This is a genomic window from Streptomyces durocortorensis (genome assembly GCF_031760065.1).
GTDB lineage: Bacteria > Actinomycetota > Actinomycetes > Streptomycetales > Streptomycetaceae > Streptomyces.
This window is the reverse complement of sequence record NZ_CP134500.1, coordinates 296,171-311,882: the sequence shown is the minus strand read 5'-3', so window position 1 is coordinate 311,882 and position 15,712 is coordinate 296,171. Positions and strand designations below refer to the sequence as shown.

Annotated in this window: 10 protein-coding genes; 4 read left to right on the top strand and 6 right to left on the bottom strand. The window is 72.6% G+C overall.

The window, feature by feature from the left end; translation table 11 throughout:
- Positions 1–61: 61 nt before the first annotated feature.
- Positions 62–1,012, bottom strand: a complete 951-nt coding sequence (locus RI138_RS01215; RefSeq protein ID WP_311122778.1) for a bile acid:sodium symporter — start codon at positions 1,010–1,012, stop codon at positions 62–64.
- Between the two features lie 209 nt (positions 1,013–1,221).
- Positions 1,222–2,199 (bottom strand): DUF3048 domain-containing protein, encoded by a 978-nt coding sequence (locus RI138_RS01210; protein ID WP_311118376.1) that lies wholly within the window; start codon positions 2,197–2,199, stop codon positions 1,222–1,224.
- A gap of 397 nt (positions 2,200–2,596) precedes the next feature.
- On the opposite strand from RI138_RS01210, the gene RI138_RS01205 reads away from it, so the two are divergent.
- The gene (locus tag RI138_RS01205) at positions 2,597–3,052 is read left to right on the top strand and encodes a hypothetical protein (protein WP_311118375.1); all 456 of its coding nucleotides are present in this window, start codon (positions 2,597–2,599) and stop codon (positions 3,050–3,052) included.
- Positions 3,049–5,223 (top strand): tetratricopeptide repeat protein, encoded by a 2,175-nt coding sequence (locus RI138_RS01200; protein ID WP_311118374.1) that lies wholly within the window; start codon positions 3,049–3,051, stop codon positions 5,221–5,223. The genes RI138_RS01205 and RI138_RS01200 overlap by 4 nt, the downstream gene beginning before the upstream one ends.
- A gap of 20 nt (positions 5,224–5,243) precedes the next feature.
- Here RI138_RS01200 and RI138_RS01195 read toward each other — a convergent pair whose 3' ends face one another.
- On the bottom strand, positions 5,244–6,932 hold the full coding sequence (locus tag RI138_RS01195; protein WP_311122777.1) for a hypothetical protein: 1,689 nt from the start codon (positions 6,930–6,932) through the stop codon (positions 5,244–5,246).
- A 460-nt stretch (positions 6,933–7,392) separates the two neighbouring features.
- On the opposite strand from RI138_RS01195, the gene RI138_RS01190 reads away from it, so the two are divergent.
- A complete protein-coding gene (locus RI138_RS01190; protein ID WP_311118373.1) occupies positions 7,393–8,442 on the top strand; it encodes a chitinase in 1,050 nt (349 codons plus the stop codon).
- Between the two features lie 218 nt (positions 8,443–8,660).
- Positions 8,661–10,304: a phosphoglucomutase (alpha-D-glucose-1,6-bisphosphate-dependent) gene (gene pgm / locus RI138_RS01185; protein WP_311118372.1), complete on the top strand. Its 1,644-nt coding sequence runs from the start codon at positions 8,661–8,663 to the stop codon at positions 10,302–10,304.
- Positions 10,305–10,535: 231 nt separating this feature from the next.
- On the opposite strand, the gene meaB is transcribed toward pgm, so the two are convergent.
- The 3 genes from meaB to RI138_RS01170 are packed head-to-tail and all read right to left on the bottom strand — an operon-like array spanning position 10,536 to position 15,640.
- The gene (meaB, locus tag RI138_RS01180) at positions 10,536–11,537 is read right to left on the bottom strand and encodes a methylmalonyl Co-A mutase-associated GTPase MeaB (protein WP_311118371.1); all 1,002 of its coding nucleotides are present in this window, start codon (positions 11,535–11,537) and stop codon (positions 10,536–10,538) included.
- A gap of 12 nt (positions 11,538–11,549) precedes the next feature.
- The gene (gene scpA, locus RI138_RS01175) at positions 11,550–13,778 is read right to left on the bottom strand and encodes a methylmalonyl-CoA mutase (protein WP_311118370.1); all 2,229 of its coding nucleotides are present in this window, start codon (positions 13,776–13,778) and stop codon (positions 11,550–11,552) included.
- Positions 13,778–15,640, bottom strand: coding sequence for a methylmalonyl-CoA mutase family protein (locus tag RI138_RS01170; protein ID WP_311118369.1), 1,863 nt, complete (start codon positions 15,638–15,640; stop codon positions 13,778–13,780). The genes scpA and RI138_RS01170 overlap by 1 nt, the downstream gene beginning before the upstream one ends.
- Between the last annotated feature and the right edge of the window lie 72 nt (positions 15,641–15,712).

Genomic DNA, 15,712 nt, shown 5'->3' with positions numbered 1-15,712 from the left:
TGCGCCCGCCCCTGCCCCGGTGGGCCGGAACACGCCCCCGCGCGGCCGTGGCGGGTGCGGGTCAGTCCCGGGGCGGAAGCAGCCGGGGTACGACCCGCACGTAGGCCACCATGCCGATCACCTCGACCAGGGTCTGCGCGACCACGACCACCGCGGCGACGGCGAGCGCGTCCGGGAGCGCCAGGGCCAGGGGGAGGACCACCAGGGAGTTACGGGTCGCGCCCGTGAACACGATCGCCCGCCCGGCGGGAACGCCCAGACGGAACGCGCGGGCGACGCCGAGCCCCGCGAACGCCATCACGACGAGGAAGAGTACGTAGAACGGGACGACGCGGGCCACGTACGCCACGCTGCCGGTGTCGCCGAGCTTCGGCAGTTGGGAGGCGACCACCGTGAACAGGACGGCGGCCATCAGCGGCACCATCGCCGTGCCCATGGCGTCGACGGCCTTCCGCCCGGCCGGGCGGCGCGCGGTCCAGGCCTGGGTCAGCCAGGCCAGAGCCAGCGGGATCACGATCAGGACGACGAACGCCTCGACGAACGGTCCGGCCTCCACCACGTCGGCCAGGCCCGGCCCCAGGAACAGGAACAGAAAGCCCGGCAGCAGCACCATCTGGGCGAGCAGCAGGAGAGGGGTGGCGGCCAGCAGGCGCTGGTTGTCGCCTCCGGCGAGCCCGCTGAAGACGATCACGTAGTCGATGCACGGTGCCAGCAGCACCAGCAGGACACCGACGCGGACCGCCTGTTCGTCGGGGAGGAAGGCGAACATCGCGGCGACCACCAGCGGCACCACGACGAAGTTCACCACCAGTGCGGCGGCCAGGAAACGGCCCGCCCGCAACGAGCGCACCAGTTCCGCGGCCGGTACCTGGAGGAACGTCACGTACAGCAGGGCGGCCAGCGCCGGGTTGATGGCGTGCTCCAGGCCCGGTCCCGCATCCGGAGCGAACCGGCCCACCAGGCCTCCGGCGGCCAGGGCCCCGACATAGACGGCAACCTGGTGGCGTTCCATGCCTGCGACCAGGCCGGACGGGGACGACGACAACGTACGTGCTCCTTGTGCGCGGCTGCGTGCGGCGGGCTGCCGCCCCCCGACGCAGTCGACCGTAGACCGTCGGCCCGGCCCCGGTGCGCCTGCCCCGCTGCTGGAAGGGGGCAGGCGCCCGGCCGCCCTCCCGAGGGACTGCCCCGTACCGTCTCGTCGGCCCCGCCCCCGGCTGTTCAGCGGGCGGTGCTTCCCCCGCTCGGCGCGTAGAGGATCCAGAGCGGCCCCTCGGCGAGATCGACGCGCTCGCCGTCCGGGGTGCTGAACCCGGTGGGGTCGTCGGCCGAGGCGCGCGACCACCGGGCCTCGTGGGCGCGGCCGTCACGCAGGACGAGCGCGTCGCCCGAGCCCACGGTCTCGGTGAACGGGCTGACGCTCCCGGACCGGTCGCGGAAGTCCGAAGGGCGTACGGTCACGTCCTGGACGATGACCGTACCGGCCCCGATCCGCGCCCCGTCGGAGGTACGGGCGGGGGAGCCGTCCAGCGAGACCAGCCACCGGCCGCGCTCGGCGGACCAGGTGAAGCTGACGGCGGCGGACGGGTAGCGGACCGTATGGCTGTCCTCCGGCTCCCCGCCCGGCGGAGCCGCCCCGAAGCGCAGCCCCAGCGCCTCGACGGCGTTGACACCGGACGCGGTGTACGGGACCCTCTCCGGCCGCAGGTAGAGATTGTGCGGGGCGGGCCGGTCGGGCCCCCGGAAGTAGGCCTGCGGTGCCTTCGACGGAGGTACGGCCTCCAGCGGTGCCCGGTCGATGACCGGCAGTAGTCTGCTGTGGGCGCCGGAGAACGCCAGCGTCGGCTGTTCGAACTGGCGCAGCAGCTCCAGATCGGTCTCCCGGGCGCTGCGGACCGGGCCGATGGCCGGTGGCAGATCCGAGGAGTAGACGGCGAGGATGCGGCTGAGCCCGGCCTCCACCTGCTCGACGTAGACGATGTCGGCCCGCTCCAGCCCGGTGTGGGGCCGGGCGGGTGCCACGTTGTCGATCTTCACGGCGAGCACGTGGCCCTCGGTGCCCGAGCCCGTCCCGGACGGGGAGCTGCCGCGGGGCGTCGGCCCGGAGCCGTCCCCGCCCGTGCACCCGACCGAGAGGAGGGCCAGGACGAGCGTGGTGAGCAGCGCTGCGGCCCACGTCTTCACTCCGGCTGGGGACATGACGACCGCCCTTCCTGGGTGCCGGCCGGCGGTGCCGGCGGAACGCTGCCGCGTCGCGGCCCCCTACCCATCATCACGCGCCGGGCGGCCCGACGGTTGCGGAGGCCGCCGCGAGGCAGCCTCCGGCCCGCGGGCCGCAGGCTGAGTGAGTACTCACTCCGTGATCTCGGGGCACGCCGGTCAGTGACCGACCTCGCGGCCCCGCCGCGGCACCGGCCTTTCCCGCGCACGGGAGCACAGCCCTCCACAGGGCCGGTACGCCACGGGCGACATGGCCGGAACTGCACCGCGCCGCGCCCTCGATTCCGCTTCCGCGGGGACTGTTCGCTCTCTACGGTTGCTACCAGTGACGGGCCACCCGCCCGTACGGTGTGAGGAGCGAGGCAGAGGGGGTTCGGTGGAAGCCGAGTTGATGACACTGGCGGCATCGGGTGCGACGACCGTCGTGGGGCTGATGGCGACGGAGGCCTGGACGCAGGTACGCGGGCGGCTGGCCCGGTTCCTGTCCCGAGGCGAGGACACCGACGCGGTCGACGCCGAGCTGGAGGAGTCCCGCGCCGAGCTGACGGCGGCCCGGGCCGACGCAGACGAGGCGACGGCGGCCGACATCGAGGCGGAGTGGCGGACCAGGCTCCGCCGGGCCCTGCGCGCCAACCCGGAGGCCGCCGAGGAGCTGCGGACCCTGCTCGACGAACTGGCGCCCCTCCAGCCGTCGGCCCCCACGGTGTCGGTCTCCAACTCCGTCAGCGGAGGCACCCAGTACGCCCCGGTGGTCCAGGGGCAGAACATCTCCCACTTCACGCTGAACGGCTCCGGTGTGACGGCCCCGGAGCAGCGGCCGGGCGCGGAGTGACGGCGGGGCGGCCGGGCGGGTCCGAGCCGGTCTCCTCGCGCAACGACCTGTCCGGCACCACCTACGGGCCGACCGTCCAGGCCGGGGCGATCCACGGCGGCATCACGTTCAACGTCCAGGAGGCGCCGCCGTCCGGAACGTATGTTCCACCCGATGAGATCCCGCCACTGGCCGTACGGTTCGTCAACCGGACCAAGGGCCTGGCCGCGCTCGACACCTGGCTGGCCCGGAACGGAGCCGACGGCGGGGCGAGCGTCGGCTTCGCCGCGTTGTACGGTCTGCCCGGCGTCGGCAAGACCGCCCTCGCGACCCACTGGGCGGAGCGCGAACGGGAACGGTTCCCCGACGGGCAGATCTACGTGGACTACGCCTCCCTGCGCACGGAGTCGAAGGCCCCCGACATCTCCGAGGCCGTACGGCGCTGTCTGAAGTCCCTGGGGGTCGACGACCCCTACATCCCGGCGACGCTGGAGGACCGGACCCGGCTGCTGCGGACCCGGTCGGCGGGCCGACGGCTGCTGATCTTCCTGGACAACGTCTCGGGCCCCGCCCAGGCAGCCGCCCTCATGCCGAAGGGAAAGGGCAGCGCGCTGCTCGTCGCGAGCGGGAGCCTCATCGGGGAACTCGCCCTGGACGGGGCAAGGCTGATGCCGGTGGAGCCGCTCGACCAGGACAGTGGCCTGAAGGTGCTCGCCGACCGGTGCGGAACCGGCACGGTCGAGGCCGACCCCGCCTCGGCGGAACGCCTCGTGGAGCTGTGCGGCGGGCTGCCGGTGGCGCTGCACGTGGTCGCCGCCCGGCTGGCGGCCGACACCCGGCTGACCCTCGCGGGGCTCGTGGCGGAGCTGGCCGCGGAATCGCGCCGACTGGCAGGAATGTCCCTGGGAGAGGAACGGTCCGTGTCTGCCGCCTTCGACCTCGCCTATCGTGAACTCGCTCCGGAAGCCGCCCGGCTCTACCGTCTGCTGGGCTGGCACCCGGGCGCCTCCTTCGACGCCGGGGTCGCCGCGGTGGCGGCTGACCTGGCCCCGGGCCCGGCCGCGGACGCGCTGGAATCCCTCCACCGGGCAGGCCTCCTCGACCGGACGGCGGACGGACGTCTCCGCTTCCACGACCTCGTACGCCTGCACGCCCGGGAACGTGCGACGGAGGAGGAGCGCCCCGGTGAACGGCTGGCGCTGGTACGGCGGGTGACCCTGCACTATCTGGCCCTGACCGCGCTGGCCGACCGGGCCGTGCGGGAGGACCGGCTCCGCATCGCCGACCACACGCGGTTGCTCGCCGGCGTTCCCGACCCCTTCGCCGCCGAGGGCGCACCGCAGCCCGTGGACTGGCTGGAGGCCGAACACCGCAACATCCTCGGCCTACTGCGGGCCGCCGCGCGCGAGGAGACGCTGCAGACCGAGGTGTGGCAGCTCGCCGAGGCACTGACCGTACTGTTCCTCCACCACCGGCATCTCGGTGACTGGCAGGAGTCGCTCGAACTGGGTGCGGCGGCGGCCGCCGAGTCCGTGGTGCCCGCTGCGGAGGCGAGGCTCCGCAGTCTCCTCTCCCGCCCACTGATGGACCTCGGCGAGTACGCGGCCGCACGGAGCCAGCTGGAGCGGGCCCAGGCCTGCGCCGAGGTCTCGGGAGACCTGGTCGTCCGCGCCTCCGTACAGGAATTCTCCGGCCGGTACTGGGACCAGCGCGACCCGGTCCGGGCCATGGAGGCCTACCGCGGTGCCCTCGAACTCAACACGGCCGCGAACGAGGGGCGCGGAGCCGCCATAGCGTCCTACTTCCTGGGTTGTGCCCAGGACGCCGCCGGGAACCCCGCCGAGGCGCTGGACACCCTGCGCGGCGCGCACGAACAGCTCATCGCCCGCGAGGACCCGAGAATGGCGGCCCGGGTCCGCATGGCCATCGGCCTCGTACACAACCGCCTGGACGAGACGGAGGAAGCGGTCCGGTCCCTGAGCGAAGCCGCCGAGGTCCTCCGCGCGCAGGAGGCGACCCACTACGAGGCCCAGGCGCTCGTCGCGCTGGCCGACATCGAACAGCGCACCCAGGGTGACCCCCGCCGGGTGCGCGGCCATCTGGAACGGGCGCTCGCGATCTTCGAGGCCGGGGGAAGCCCCCGGGCGCAGGAACTCCGCGAGCGGCTGGAGGAAGGACCGGCGGACGACTGACCCGCCCAACAGCTATGTGCTCAGGCCGAGATGCCGCCCGTCGGCGGTGTACGCAGCCTGATTACCACGTCCTCGTCGCGCGCTCCGAAGCGGACGGTCAGCTGGGCGTCCGCCAGCGGAGCGGCGGCCCGCAGCAGGGCGTGGACGGCTGCTGCGGGCAGGCCCGGACCGGTCGCCGGTCCGGTCATCGCCGCCTCCACGATCCGCCCGTCCCGCAGTCCCACCAGATGCCCGCCTCCGCGCACGGAGGTCGCCGCGAGACGACACCCCGGGAAGCGGCTCAGCGTGTCCCCGATCCACTGGAGCGCAGCCGTCGCGGCAGGGGCGGGAGCGCCTCGGAGCAGCGCCGAGGCGTTCTCCTTCGTGTTCCGGTCCGCCTCCCGCTCGTCGCAGGCGAGGTGGACGAAGCGTCCGGCCGTCTCGTCCTCGCCCGGAGACACCGCCGCGGGCCGCCTGCGTACGGTGACGGTGTCCGCCGAGACGGTGGTGGTGACCCGCCAGGAGGTGACCGCCGCTCCCGTCTCCTCGGGCTCGCCCAGGTAACGGTCCGGCGGGGGCGTGTGCGTCGGTTCCGGGAGGTCCAGCAGGTGGTAGAGGGCGGTACGCAGCCGGGTCAGGGCCCGTCCCGGCTGGTCGAACGCCCCCTCAGCGACCTCGGTGAACCGGTCCCGGCCGGCCAGCGCGGACGTGATCTGTTCGTACAGGTCCCCCGGACCGTGGAGGCGGGGCGCGGCCCGCCCGAGCGCGGCCACGGCGGTGCCGTCGACCGCCTCGCTGCCGAAGGCCCCGAGCAGGACGGGCTTGCCGAGCGCCGCCCCGTACAAGGTCACCGAACCGTGATCGCCGACCACGACATCCGCCGCGACCAGGGCCGACCGCCAGGCATGCACATGCGGGACCAGCATCAGACCGGCTTCCAGAGCCGGGGCGAGAAGGGTGCGTACCTGCCAGGAACCGTGCCCCGCCCAGACGTTGGGGTGAATGATCGCCGCCACCCGGAACTCGTCGTAGGGCAGTGCCGCCAGCATCCGGGCCGCCAGCCCCGGGTCCCGGCCGATCAGCGAACTGCCGCCCCAGGTGGAACTGAGCACCACCAGCCGGTGCCCGGCCGGAACCCCGAGTGCGCGCCGGTACGCCCCGGCCCGCCCGGCGCTGACGAGCAGCTCGTCGTAGCACGGGTCGCCCACGAGCAGGGTGCGCCCGGCCGCCTTGGGGTGCGAGGAGAGCAACTGCTCCTCCTGGCTCGGATGCGAGATCGCCAGCCATGCGCGCCCGGACTCCAGGAGGCTGTCCGGTACGACCCCGGACAGCCGGTCGCGGGGCCCCCGGGAGTCCGGTACCTGCTTCTGGAAGCCGATGCCGTGCGGCAGCACGAGGACCGGGCAATGCCCCTCGGGAACCTCGATGTTCTCGCTGGCGGTGAGGATCAGGTCGGGCTCGGCGTGACCTACCTGTTCCCAGGGGATGACCCGGCAGCCCGCGTCGTGCAGCAGCTCCAGCACTCCGTCGTTGAACGCGGAGGTGGGGTCGTGGGCGAAGACGACCGTAACCCGGGCGTCCCCGCGCAGCAGGGCGGGGAGGCATTCGAGGACCCGTACCGTCGAGGTGACCGTACGGGCCGCTACGACCAGGGTCTTCTCACCCTGAAAGGTGTTCCACCGTTCGGCGTCGGTCCCGACGGGGACGCGGAGGGGCTGGCTAGCGTGCATGGCCACCCCGAAAGGCTACGGGCACACCGCTCGATCGCGGCTCGCGGCTCGCGGCTCGCGGCTCGCGGCTCGCGGCTCGCGGCTCGCGGCTCGCGGCTCGCGGCTCGCGGCTCGCGGCTATGGTCGGCCTATCGCATGTCAAGTGGTACTGCAACCCTTTCGGGTATCGAACTGAGGTCCCTGGCAGTCGTATTGTACGGGCATCATCCCTGGTCGGGCCGCTCGTCCGCCCCCGCCAGGGGCATGCGCGCCCTGGGCGCCGGCGCACCGGTTCAAGGATTCCTTCTACGCGGGCGCCGGGGCGCCCCCCGATCTCCGCCGCCAGGTCCGCCTCGACTTGGTCCAGACCTCTTGACCGTAGGTCTGGACCATTCTACGTTTTGTCAGGGTCACGCCATTGGGTGGGCGGTGCGAACCCTTCGCACCGGCGCGGCAGACCCGGGCAGGAAGGACATGCGTCATGGGCAGGACATCACGGCTGCTGGGCACCGCACTGGCCGCGGCACTCGTCGTACCGACGCTGGTCGGGGCCGCACCCCCGAAGGCCGCCGACGAGACCTGCGCGGTCAAGTCGAAGCCCGCCGGCAAGGTGCTCCAGGGGTACTGGGAGAACTGGGACGGCGCGGCCAACGGAGTGCACCCGCCGCTCGGCTGGATCCCGATCACCGACTCCCGTATCGCCGAACACGGCTACAACGTCATCAACGCGGCCTTCCCCGTCATCCGCTCCGACGGAACCGTGCTGTGGGAGGACGGTATGGACAACACGGTCAAGGTCGCCACCCCCGCCGAGATGTGCGAGGCCAAGGCCTCCGGCAGCACCATCCTCATGTCGATCGGGGGCGCCACGGCGGGGATCGACCTCAGCTCCAGCGCGGTGGCCGACCGGTTCGTCGAGACGATCGTCCCGATCCTGAAGAAGTACAACTTCGACGGCATCGACATCGACATCGAGACCGGCCTCATCAGCACCGGCAACATCAACGAACTCTCCGCCTCCCAGGCCAATCTGATCCGCATCATCGACGGCGTCCTCGCCGCGATGCCCCCCGGCTTCGGACTCACCATGGCCCCCGAGACGGCGTACGTCACCGGCGGCAGCGTCGTCTACGGCTCGATCTGGGGTGCCTACCTCCCGATCATCAAGAAGTACGCCGACAACGGCCGGCTGTGGTGGCTGAACATGCAGTACTACAACGGCAGCATGTACGGCTGTTCCGGCGACTCCTACTCCGCCGGTACGGTCGCGGGCTTCGTCGCCCAGACCGACTGCCTCGACGCCGGGCTCGTCATCCAGGGCACCACCATCAAGGTGCCCTACGACAAGCAGGTCCCGGGCCTGCCCGCCCAGATCGGAGCGGGCGGCGGCCACATGTCCACCGGCCTCGTCGCCCAGGCGTGGAACCACTACGACGGCGCGCTCAAGGGGCTGATGACCTGGTCCCTGAACTGGGACGGCTCCAAGGGCTGGACCTTCGGCGACAACGTGAAGGCCCTGCAGGGCCGTTGAGCACGCGTGCCTACGCTCTCCCCGCCCCCGGCCCCCCGCGGACCGGGGGCGCGGTGCCGCCCCGGCCGGGGAGCGACACGAGGAAGGCGTGAACCGGTCGCGCACCGGGGCGGCCGAGGCGACAGAATCGGGTACGGACCGGGGGTGATCCTTGTCCCCGGTGCGCCGGTCCGTCTCCCCGCGGCCCGGCCGACGACGAAGACGTACGAGGAGACCCGATGGCGCACGAACGGGCCGGGCAGCCGGCGCAGTCCGCGGACCTGGTCGACGTGGCACGACTGGTGACGGCCTACTACGCCCTGCACCCCGATCCGGCCGACCCCGCCCAGCGGGTGACCTTCGGCACCTCGGGCCACCGCGGGTCCTCGCTCGCCGCGGCGTTCAACGACGACCACATCGCCGCCACCACCCAGGCGATCTGCGACTACCGCACCCGCCGGGGCACCGACGGGCCGCTGTACCTCGGGGCCGACACCCACGCCCTGTCCGAACCGGCCCGGGGCACCGCCCTGGAGGTGCTCGCCGCCAACGGGGTCACCGCCCTCATCGACAGCGCCGACGGCTACACCCCGACCCCCGCCGTCTCGCACGCCATCCTCACGTACAACCGGGGGCGCACCGAGCACCTGGCCGACGGCATCGTCGTCACCCCGTCGCACAACCCGCCGGCCGACGGCGGCTTCAAGTACAACCCGCCCAACGGCGGCCCGGCCGCATCGGACGCCACCTCCTGGATCCAGGACCGGGCGAACGCCCTGATCGAGGCCGGACTCGGAGAGGTCCGCCGCATTCCGTACGCCCGCGCTCTGGCCGCCGACACCACGCACCGGCACGACTTCCTGAGCACGTACGTCGACGACCTGCCCGCCGTCCTGGACCTGGACGCTGTACGGGAGGCGGGCATCCGGATCGGCGCTGACCCGCTCGGCGGCGCCTCCGTCGCGTACTGGGGGCGCATCGCGGAACGCCACCGGATCGACCTCACCGTGGTCAACCCGCTCGCCGACCCCACCTGGCGGTTCATGACGCTGGACTGGGACGGCAGGATCCGCATGGACTGCTCGTCCCCGCACGCCATGGCCTCGCTGATCGAGCAGCGCGACGCGTACGCCATCGCCACCGGGAACGACGCGGACGCCGACCGGCACGGCATCGTCACCCCCGACGGCGGCCTGATGAACCCCAACCACTACCTGGCCGTAGCCATCGACTACCTCTACACCCACCGCGACGCCTGGCCCGCCCGAACAGGTATCGGCAAGACCCTGGTCTCCTCCTCGATGATCGACCGGGTCGCCCACGACCTCGGCCGCAGCCTGGTGGAGGTCCCGGTCGGCTTCAAGTGGTTCGTCGACGGCCTCTACGACGGCAGCCTCGGCTTCGGCGGCGAGGAGTCCGCCGGGGCCTCGTTCCTGCGCCGCGACGGCCGCGTCTGGACGACGGACAAGGACGGCATCCTGCTCGCCCTCCTCGCCTCGGAGATCACCGCCGTCACCGGCTCCACCCCCTCCCAGCACTACGCGCAGCTCACCGCCCGCTTCGGCAGCCCGGCGTACGCGCGCATCGACGCGCCCGCCACCCGCGAGGAGAAGGCGGTCCTGGCGAAGCTCTCCCCGCAGCAGGTCAAGGCCGACACCCTGGCCGGGGAACCCGTCACCGCCGTCCTCACCGAGGCACCCGGCAACGGGGCGCCGATCGGTGGCCTCAAGGTCTGCACCGACAGCGCCTGGTTCGCCGCCCGCCCCTCGGGCACCGAGGACGTCTACAAGGTGTACGCGGAGAGCTTCCAGGGGCCCGAACACCTCGCCCAGGTCCAGGAAGAGGCGCGAGCCCTGGTCTCGGAGGCGCTCGGCAGCGCCTGAACCGGCAGTTCGTACGCCGCCGGGGGCCGGGACGGACCGTGTCCCGGCCCCGGACGGTTCAGGCCCCGTGTCGTCCTGCTCGACGAGCCCGCCACCGCCCTCGGCCATGCGGTCGAGGTCCTGGACCCGGTGCGCGAAGTCGCCGCCGAGGGCCGGACCATCGTCCGGGGCGTCCACGACCTCGCCGCCGCCCGTCAGCCGACACCTCGGCCGCCCCGCGCGCGAGACGGTTCAGCCGGACGTCCCCGCGTCCCCCCGGAACACCCGAAGGATCTCCTCGGCGGCCAGCGTCGCCGTCAACGTGCCCTCCCTGACACGCTGTTCCAGCTCCGGCGTGAGCTTCCGCACCGCCGGATGGGACCGCAGGCTGTCCAGCAGCTCGTCCCGGACCATCGACCAGGTCCAGTCGACCTGCTGGTCCCGGCGCTTGGCCGCCAGCCGCCCGGTCGACTCCAGGACCGTACGGTGCTGCTCCAGGCGGTCCCAGAGCGTGTCGAGCCCCGTCGACTCGCGTGCGCTGCACGTCAGTACCGGGGGAGTCCAGGCCGCGTCCGCCGGGTGCATCAGCCGCAGTGCGCCCGCCAGTTCGCGTGCCGCCGAGCGGGCGTCGCGCTCGTGCGGACCGTCGGCCTTGTTCACCGCGATGGCGTCGGCCAGCTCCAGGACACCCTTCTTGATGCCCTGCAACTGGTCGCCGGTCCGGGCCAGGGTCAGCAGCAGGAACGTGTCGACCATGTTGGCCACCGCGGTCTCCGACTGCCCGACCCCCACCGTCTCCACGAGCACCACGTCATACCCCGCCGCCTCCATCACCACGATGGACTCCCGGGTCGCCTTCGCCACCCCGCCCAGCGTGCCCGCCGTGGGGGAGGGGCGGACGAAGGCCGCAGGGTCCACCGCGAGGCGTTCCATCCGGGTCTTGTCGCCCAGGATGGAACCGCCCGTACGGCTGGAGGACGGGTCCACGGCCAGCACCGCCACCCGGTGCCCGAGCCCCGTGAGCATCGTGCCGAGCGCATCGATGAACGTGGACTTGCCCACGCCCGGCACCCCGCTGATCCCGATCCGCCGCGCCGCTCCCGCGTGCGGCAGCAGCCGGCTCAGCAACTCCTGCGCCAGCAGCCGGTGTTCGGCCCGCGTCGACTCGACGAGCGTGATCGCACGGGCCACGAAGGCCCGCTTGCCGTCGAGCACTCCCTGCACATAACCGTCGATGTCGATCTTCACAGCCATCCGGTCAGCGGCTCACAGCTCGTGGCCGAGCGCGGCGCCGAGCCGCGTCACCAGATCGTGGGCCGCGTCCGGGATCACCGTGCCCGGCGGGAAGACCGAGGCCGCGCCCGCCGCGTGCAGGGCCTCGATGTCCTGCGGCGGAATCACCCCGCCCACCACGATCATGATGTCCTCCCGGCCCTCGGCGGCCAGCTCCTCGCGCAGCGCGGGCACCAGGGTCAGGTGCCCCGCCGCCAGCGAGGAGACGCCCACGATGTGCACGTCCGCCTCGACGGCCTGCCGCGCCACCTCGCCCGGCGTCTGGAACAGCGGGCCGACGTCCACGTCGAAGCCCAGGTCGGCGAAGGCCGTGGCGATCACCTTCTGGCCCCGGTCGTGGCCGTCCTGGCCCATCTTGGCGACCAGGATGCGCGGACGGCGCCCCTCCGCCTCCTCGAACGCGTCGACCAGCTTGCGTGTGCGGTCCACCGAAGGGGATTCCCCTGCCTCTTTGCGGTACACACCGGAGATCGTACGGATCTGCCCGGCGTGCCGCCCGTACACCTTCTCCAGGGCGTCCGAGATCTCCCCGACCGTGGCCATCGCGCGGGCCGCGTCGACCGCCAGCGCCAGCAGATTGCCCTCCAGGCCCGGCCCCGGGTCCCGCTCGGCGGCGGCCGTCAGGGCCCGCAGCGCCTCCTGGCACGCCACCTCGTCGCGCTCCTCGCGCAGCCGCCGCAGCTTCTCGATCTGCTGGGTGCGCACCGAGGAGTTGTCGACCTTGAGCACGTCGATCTGCTCGTCGGTCTCCACCCGGTACTTGTTCACCCCGATCACCGGCTGCCGCCCGGAGTCGATCCGCGCCTGCGTACGGGCGGCGGCCTCCTCCACCCGGAGCTTGGGGATGCCCGCGTCGATCGCCTTCGCCATCCCGCCGGCAGCCTCCACCTCCTCGATGTGCTGCCAGGCCCTCTCCGCCAGGTCGCGCGTCAGCTTCTCCACGTACGCGCTGCCGCCCCACGGGTCGATGACCCGGCAGGTACCCGACTCCTGCTGGAGCAGGAGCTGGGTGTTGCGGGCGATCCGCGCCGAGAAGTCGGTGGGCAGCGCCAGTGCCTCGTCCAGTGCGTTGGTGTGCAGCGACTGGGTGTGCCCCTGGGTCGCGGCCATCGCCTCCACGCACGTACGCGTCACATTGTTGAACACGTCCTGCGCGGTCAGCGACCACCCCGAGGTCTGCGAATGGGTACGCAGGGAAAGCGACTTGGCGTTCTTCGGGTCGAACTGCTTGACTAGGCGCGCCCACAGCAGCCGGGCCGCCCGCAACTTGGCGACCTCCATGAAGAAGTTCATGCCGATCGCCCAGAAGAACGACAGCCGGGGAGCGAACGCGTCGACGTCCAGGCCTGCTTCCTGCCCGGCGCGCAGATACTCCACCCCGTCGGCCAGCGTGTACGCCAGCTCCAGATCGGCCGTCGCCCCGGCCTCCTGGATGTGGTATCCGGAGATCGAGATGGAGTTGTAGCGCGGCATCTTCTGCGAGGTGAACGCGAAGATGTCGGAGATGATCCGCATCGAGGGCGTCGGCGGATAGATGTAGGTGTTGCGGACCATGAACTCCTTCAGAATGTCGTTCTGAATGGTCCCGGCCAGCTTCTCGGGCGGTACGCCCTGCTCCTCGGCGGCCACGATGTACAGGGCCAGCACGGGGAGCACCGCGCCGTTCATCGTCATGGACACCGACATCCGGTCCAGCGGAATGCCGTCGAACAGCTGGCGCATGTCGTAGATCGAGTCGATCGCCACCCCGGCCATGCCGACATCGCCGGTCACCCGGGGGTGGTCGCTGTCGTAGCCCCGGTGGGTCGGCAGGTCGAAGGCGACCGAGAGGCCCTTCTGCCCGGCCGCGAGGTTGCGGCGGTAGAAGGCGTTGGACTCCTCGGCCGTGGAGAACCCGGCGTACTGACGGATCGTCCAGGGCTGGTTGACGTACATCGTCGGGTACGGCCCGCGCAGATACGGGGCGATGCCCGGGTACGAGTGCAGCGCGTCCAGGCCTTCGAGGTCGTCGCCGGTGTAGAGGGGCTTGACCGTGATGCCCTCGGGCGTCTCCCACAGCGGGGCGGCCTCGGAGCCGTCCGCCGCCTTCGCCACGGCCGCCTGCCACTCCTCGGCGGAGCCGGCGGGCGCCGCGGCGGAAGTGAGCGGCACGTCGGAGAAGTCGGGAACGGAGGACTTCCGGTCCGTGGGCGGTGTCGGCATCACGCCACTCCCATGCGGTCGAGTACGGAGGTGAGAACGGCGACCGTGTCGCAGCCCGCGAAGACGTAGGAGTCGACACCGGCGTACTCGCCGGGGCGTCCGGCGAGGAACACCTGTGCCGCGCCTGCCGACTTCAACGCCCCGGCCACCTGCTCCGCCTGTTCGGCGTACAGCGCGTCCGACGAGCACAGACACGCGACGCCCGCCCCGGAGGCGGTCAGCGCGCCGGCCGCCGTCTCCGCGTCCACGGACACCGGATCGTGCACCGCCTCGATCCCGCCCGCCCCGAAGAGGTTGACGGCGAAGGAGACCCGCGCGGTGTGCGCGGCGGCCGGTCCCAGTGCGGCGATGAACACCTTCGGACGGGCGCCCGTCGCGGCGAGGTGCGCGTCGGAGCGGGCCCGCAGTGCCTCGAACGCCTCGTCCCGGCGGACCCGGGGCAGACCGCCAGGAGCCCCGGCGTACGGGTCGGGCGCGGGCTCGCGTTCCACCGGGCGCTCGGAGGGCATCGGGAACTCGCTCACCCCGGTGACCGGCTCCTTGCGACGGGCCAGCTTCGCACTGCGCGCCGCCCAGGTGGCGGCCAGCCGCTCCGCGACCATTCCGGAGCGCAGGGCGGCGGGCAGCCCGCCCGCCCGCTCGGTCTCCTGGAAGAACGCCCAGGCGGCCGCGGCCAGCTCGTCGGTCAGCCGCTCCACATACCAGGAGCCGCCCGCCGGGTCGATGACCCGGGCCAGATGCGACTCCTCCATCAGGATCGTTGAGGTGTTGCGGGCGATCCTGCGCGCGAACGCGTCGGGCAGGCCCAGCGCGTGATCGAACGGCAGCACGGTCACGGAGTCCGCGCCGCCGACACCCGCGCCCAGGGTGGCCAGCGTGGTGCGCAGCATGTTCACCCACGGGTCGCGGCGGGTCATCATCACCGGCGAGGTGACGGCGTGCTGCCGCTGGGCCCCGGCCCCGGGCGCGCCCGAGGCCTCGGCGACCCGCGCCCACAGCCGGCGCGCCGCGCGCAGCTTGGCGATGGTCAGGAACTGGTCGGCGGTGGCCGCGTAGCGGAACTCCAGCTGGCCGCAGGCCGCTTCCACGTTCATCCCGGCCTCGGTCAGGGCCCGCAGATAGGCGACCCCGGTGGCCAGGGAGAGCCCCAGCTCCTCACCGGCCGAACCGCCCGCCTCGTGGTACGGCAGCGCGTCCACGGCGAGCGCCCGCAGGCCCGGGTACTCCGCGCCGCACACCCGCGCCCAGCGCACCACGGCGGTGAGGTCCCCCTCGACGCCGGTCCGCGCCTCGTGGCCGAGCGGGTCGACGCCCAGCGTGCCGCGCGCCTGGCCCTTCGCGACGCCGCGCTCCTCGTACAGCGCGAGCAGCGCGCCCACCGCGGCGTCGGTGTCGTCCGGGGCGTCCAGGGCGATGGGGGCGAGGTCGAGGTAGACCCCGTCCAGCGCGCGGGCCAGCGCGTCGGCGGGGACACCCGCCGGGCCGCCCAGGGTGAGCCAGAGCGAGGTGACCCCGTTCTCCAGATCGCCGAGCACCGCCTCGTTCAGCCGGGCGGGGTCGGTGAGGGTGTGGCGTTGGCGCACGTCCCAGCCGCCCGCCGCGTTCCCCTCGGCCCTGCTGCCCCGGGTGAAGGGGGCGAAGCCGGGAAAGCCGGTGTCCGGCGACCTGTCGTGCGCGGTGTAGAGGGGGCGGGTGATGAGCCCGTCCTCCAGTGTGGTGGACAGCGCTTCCTCGGCGGCCGAGCCCGAGACTTCCTTGCCCGACTTGCGCAGTACGCCTTCGACGAGGCGTTGCCACTGGTCATGGGAGGGGTCGGGGAACGCGGCGGCCTGAGAGAGCCCGTCAGCAGGCTGGACCGTCATGCTCAGATGCTAGGCCAGTGCGCGGAATGAGCAGCAGGGGCACGTGCTGTGACCTTGCCCTCTCGGGTATGC

What these genes read in the sequence shown, in the direction of transcription:
- RI138_RS01215 (WP_311122778.1), bottom strand. Translation starts at nt 1,012, where the DNA reads ATGGAACGCCACCAGGTTGCCGTCTATGTCGGGGCCCTGGCCGCCGGA.
- RI138_RS01210 (WP_311118376.1), bottom strand. Translation starts at nt 2,199, where the DNA reads ATGTCCCCAGCCGGAGTGAAGACGTGGGCCGCAGCGCTGCTCACCACG.
- RI138_RS01195 (WP_311122777.1), bottom strand. Translation starts at nt 6,932, where the DNA reads ATGCACGCTAGCCAGCCCCTCCGCGTCCCCGTCGGGACCGACGCCGAA.
- RI138_RS01190 (WP_311118373.1), top strand. Translation starts at nt 7,393, where the DNA reads ATGGGCAGGACATCACGGCTGCTGGGCACCGCACTGGCCGCGGCACTC.
- pgm (WP_311118372.1), top strand. Translation starts at nt 8,661, where the DNA reads ATGGCGCACGAACGGGCCGGGCAGCCGGCGCAGTCCGCGGACCTGGTC.
- meaB (WP_311118371.1), bottom strand. Translation starts at nt 11,537, where the DNA reads ATGGCTGTGAAGATCGACATCGACGGTTATGTGCAGGGAGTGCTCGAC.
- scpA (WP_311118370.1), bottom strand. Translation starts at nt 13,778, where the DNA reads ATGCCGACACCGCCCACGGACCGGAAGTCCTCCGTTCCCGACTTCTCC.
- RI138_RS01170 (WP_311118369.1), bottom strand. Translation starts at nt 15,640, where the DNA reads ATGACGGTCCAGCCTGCTGACGGGCTCTCTCAGGCCGCCGCGTTCCCC.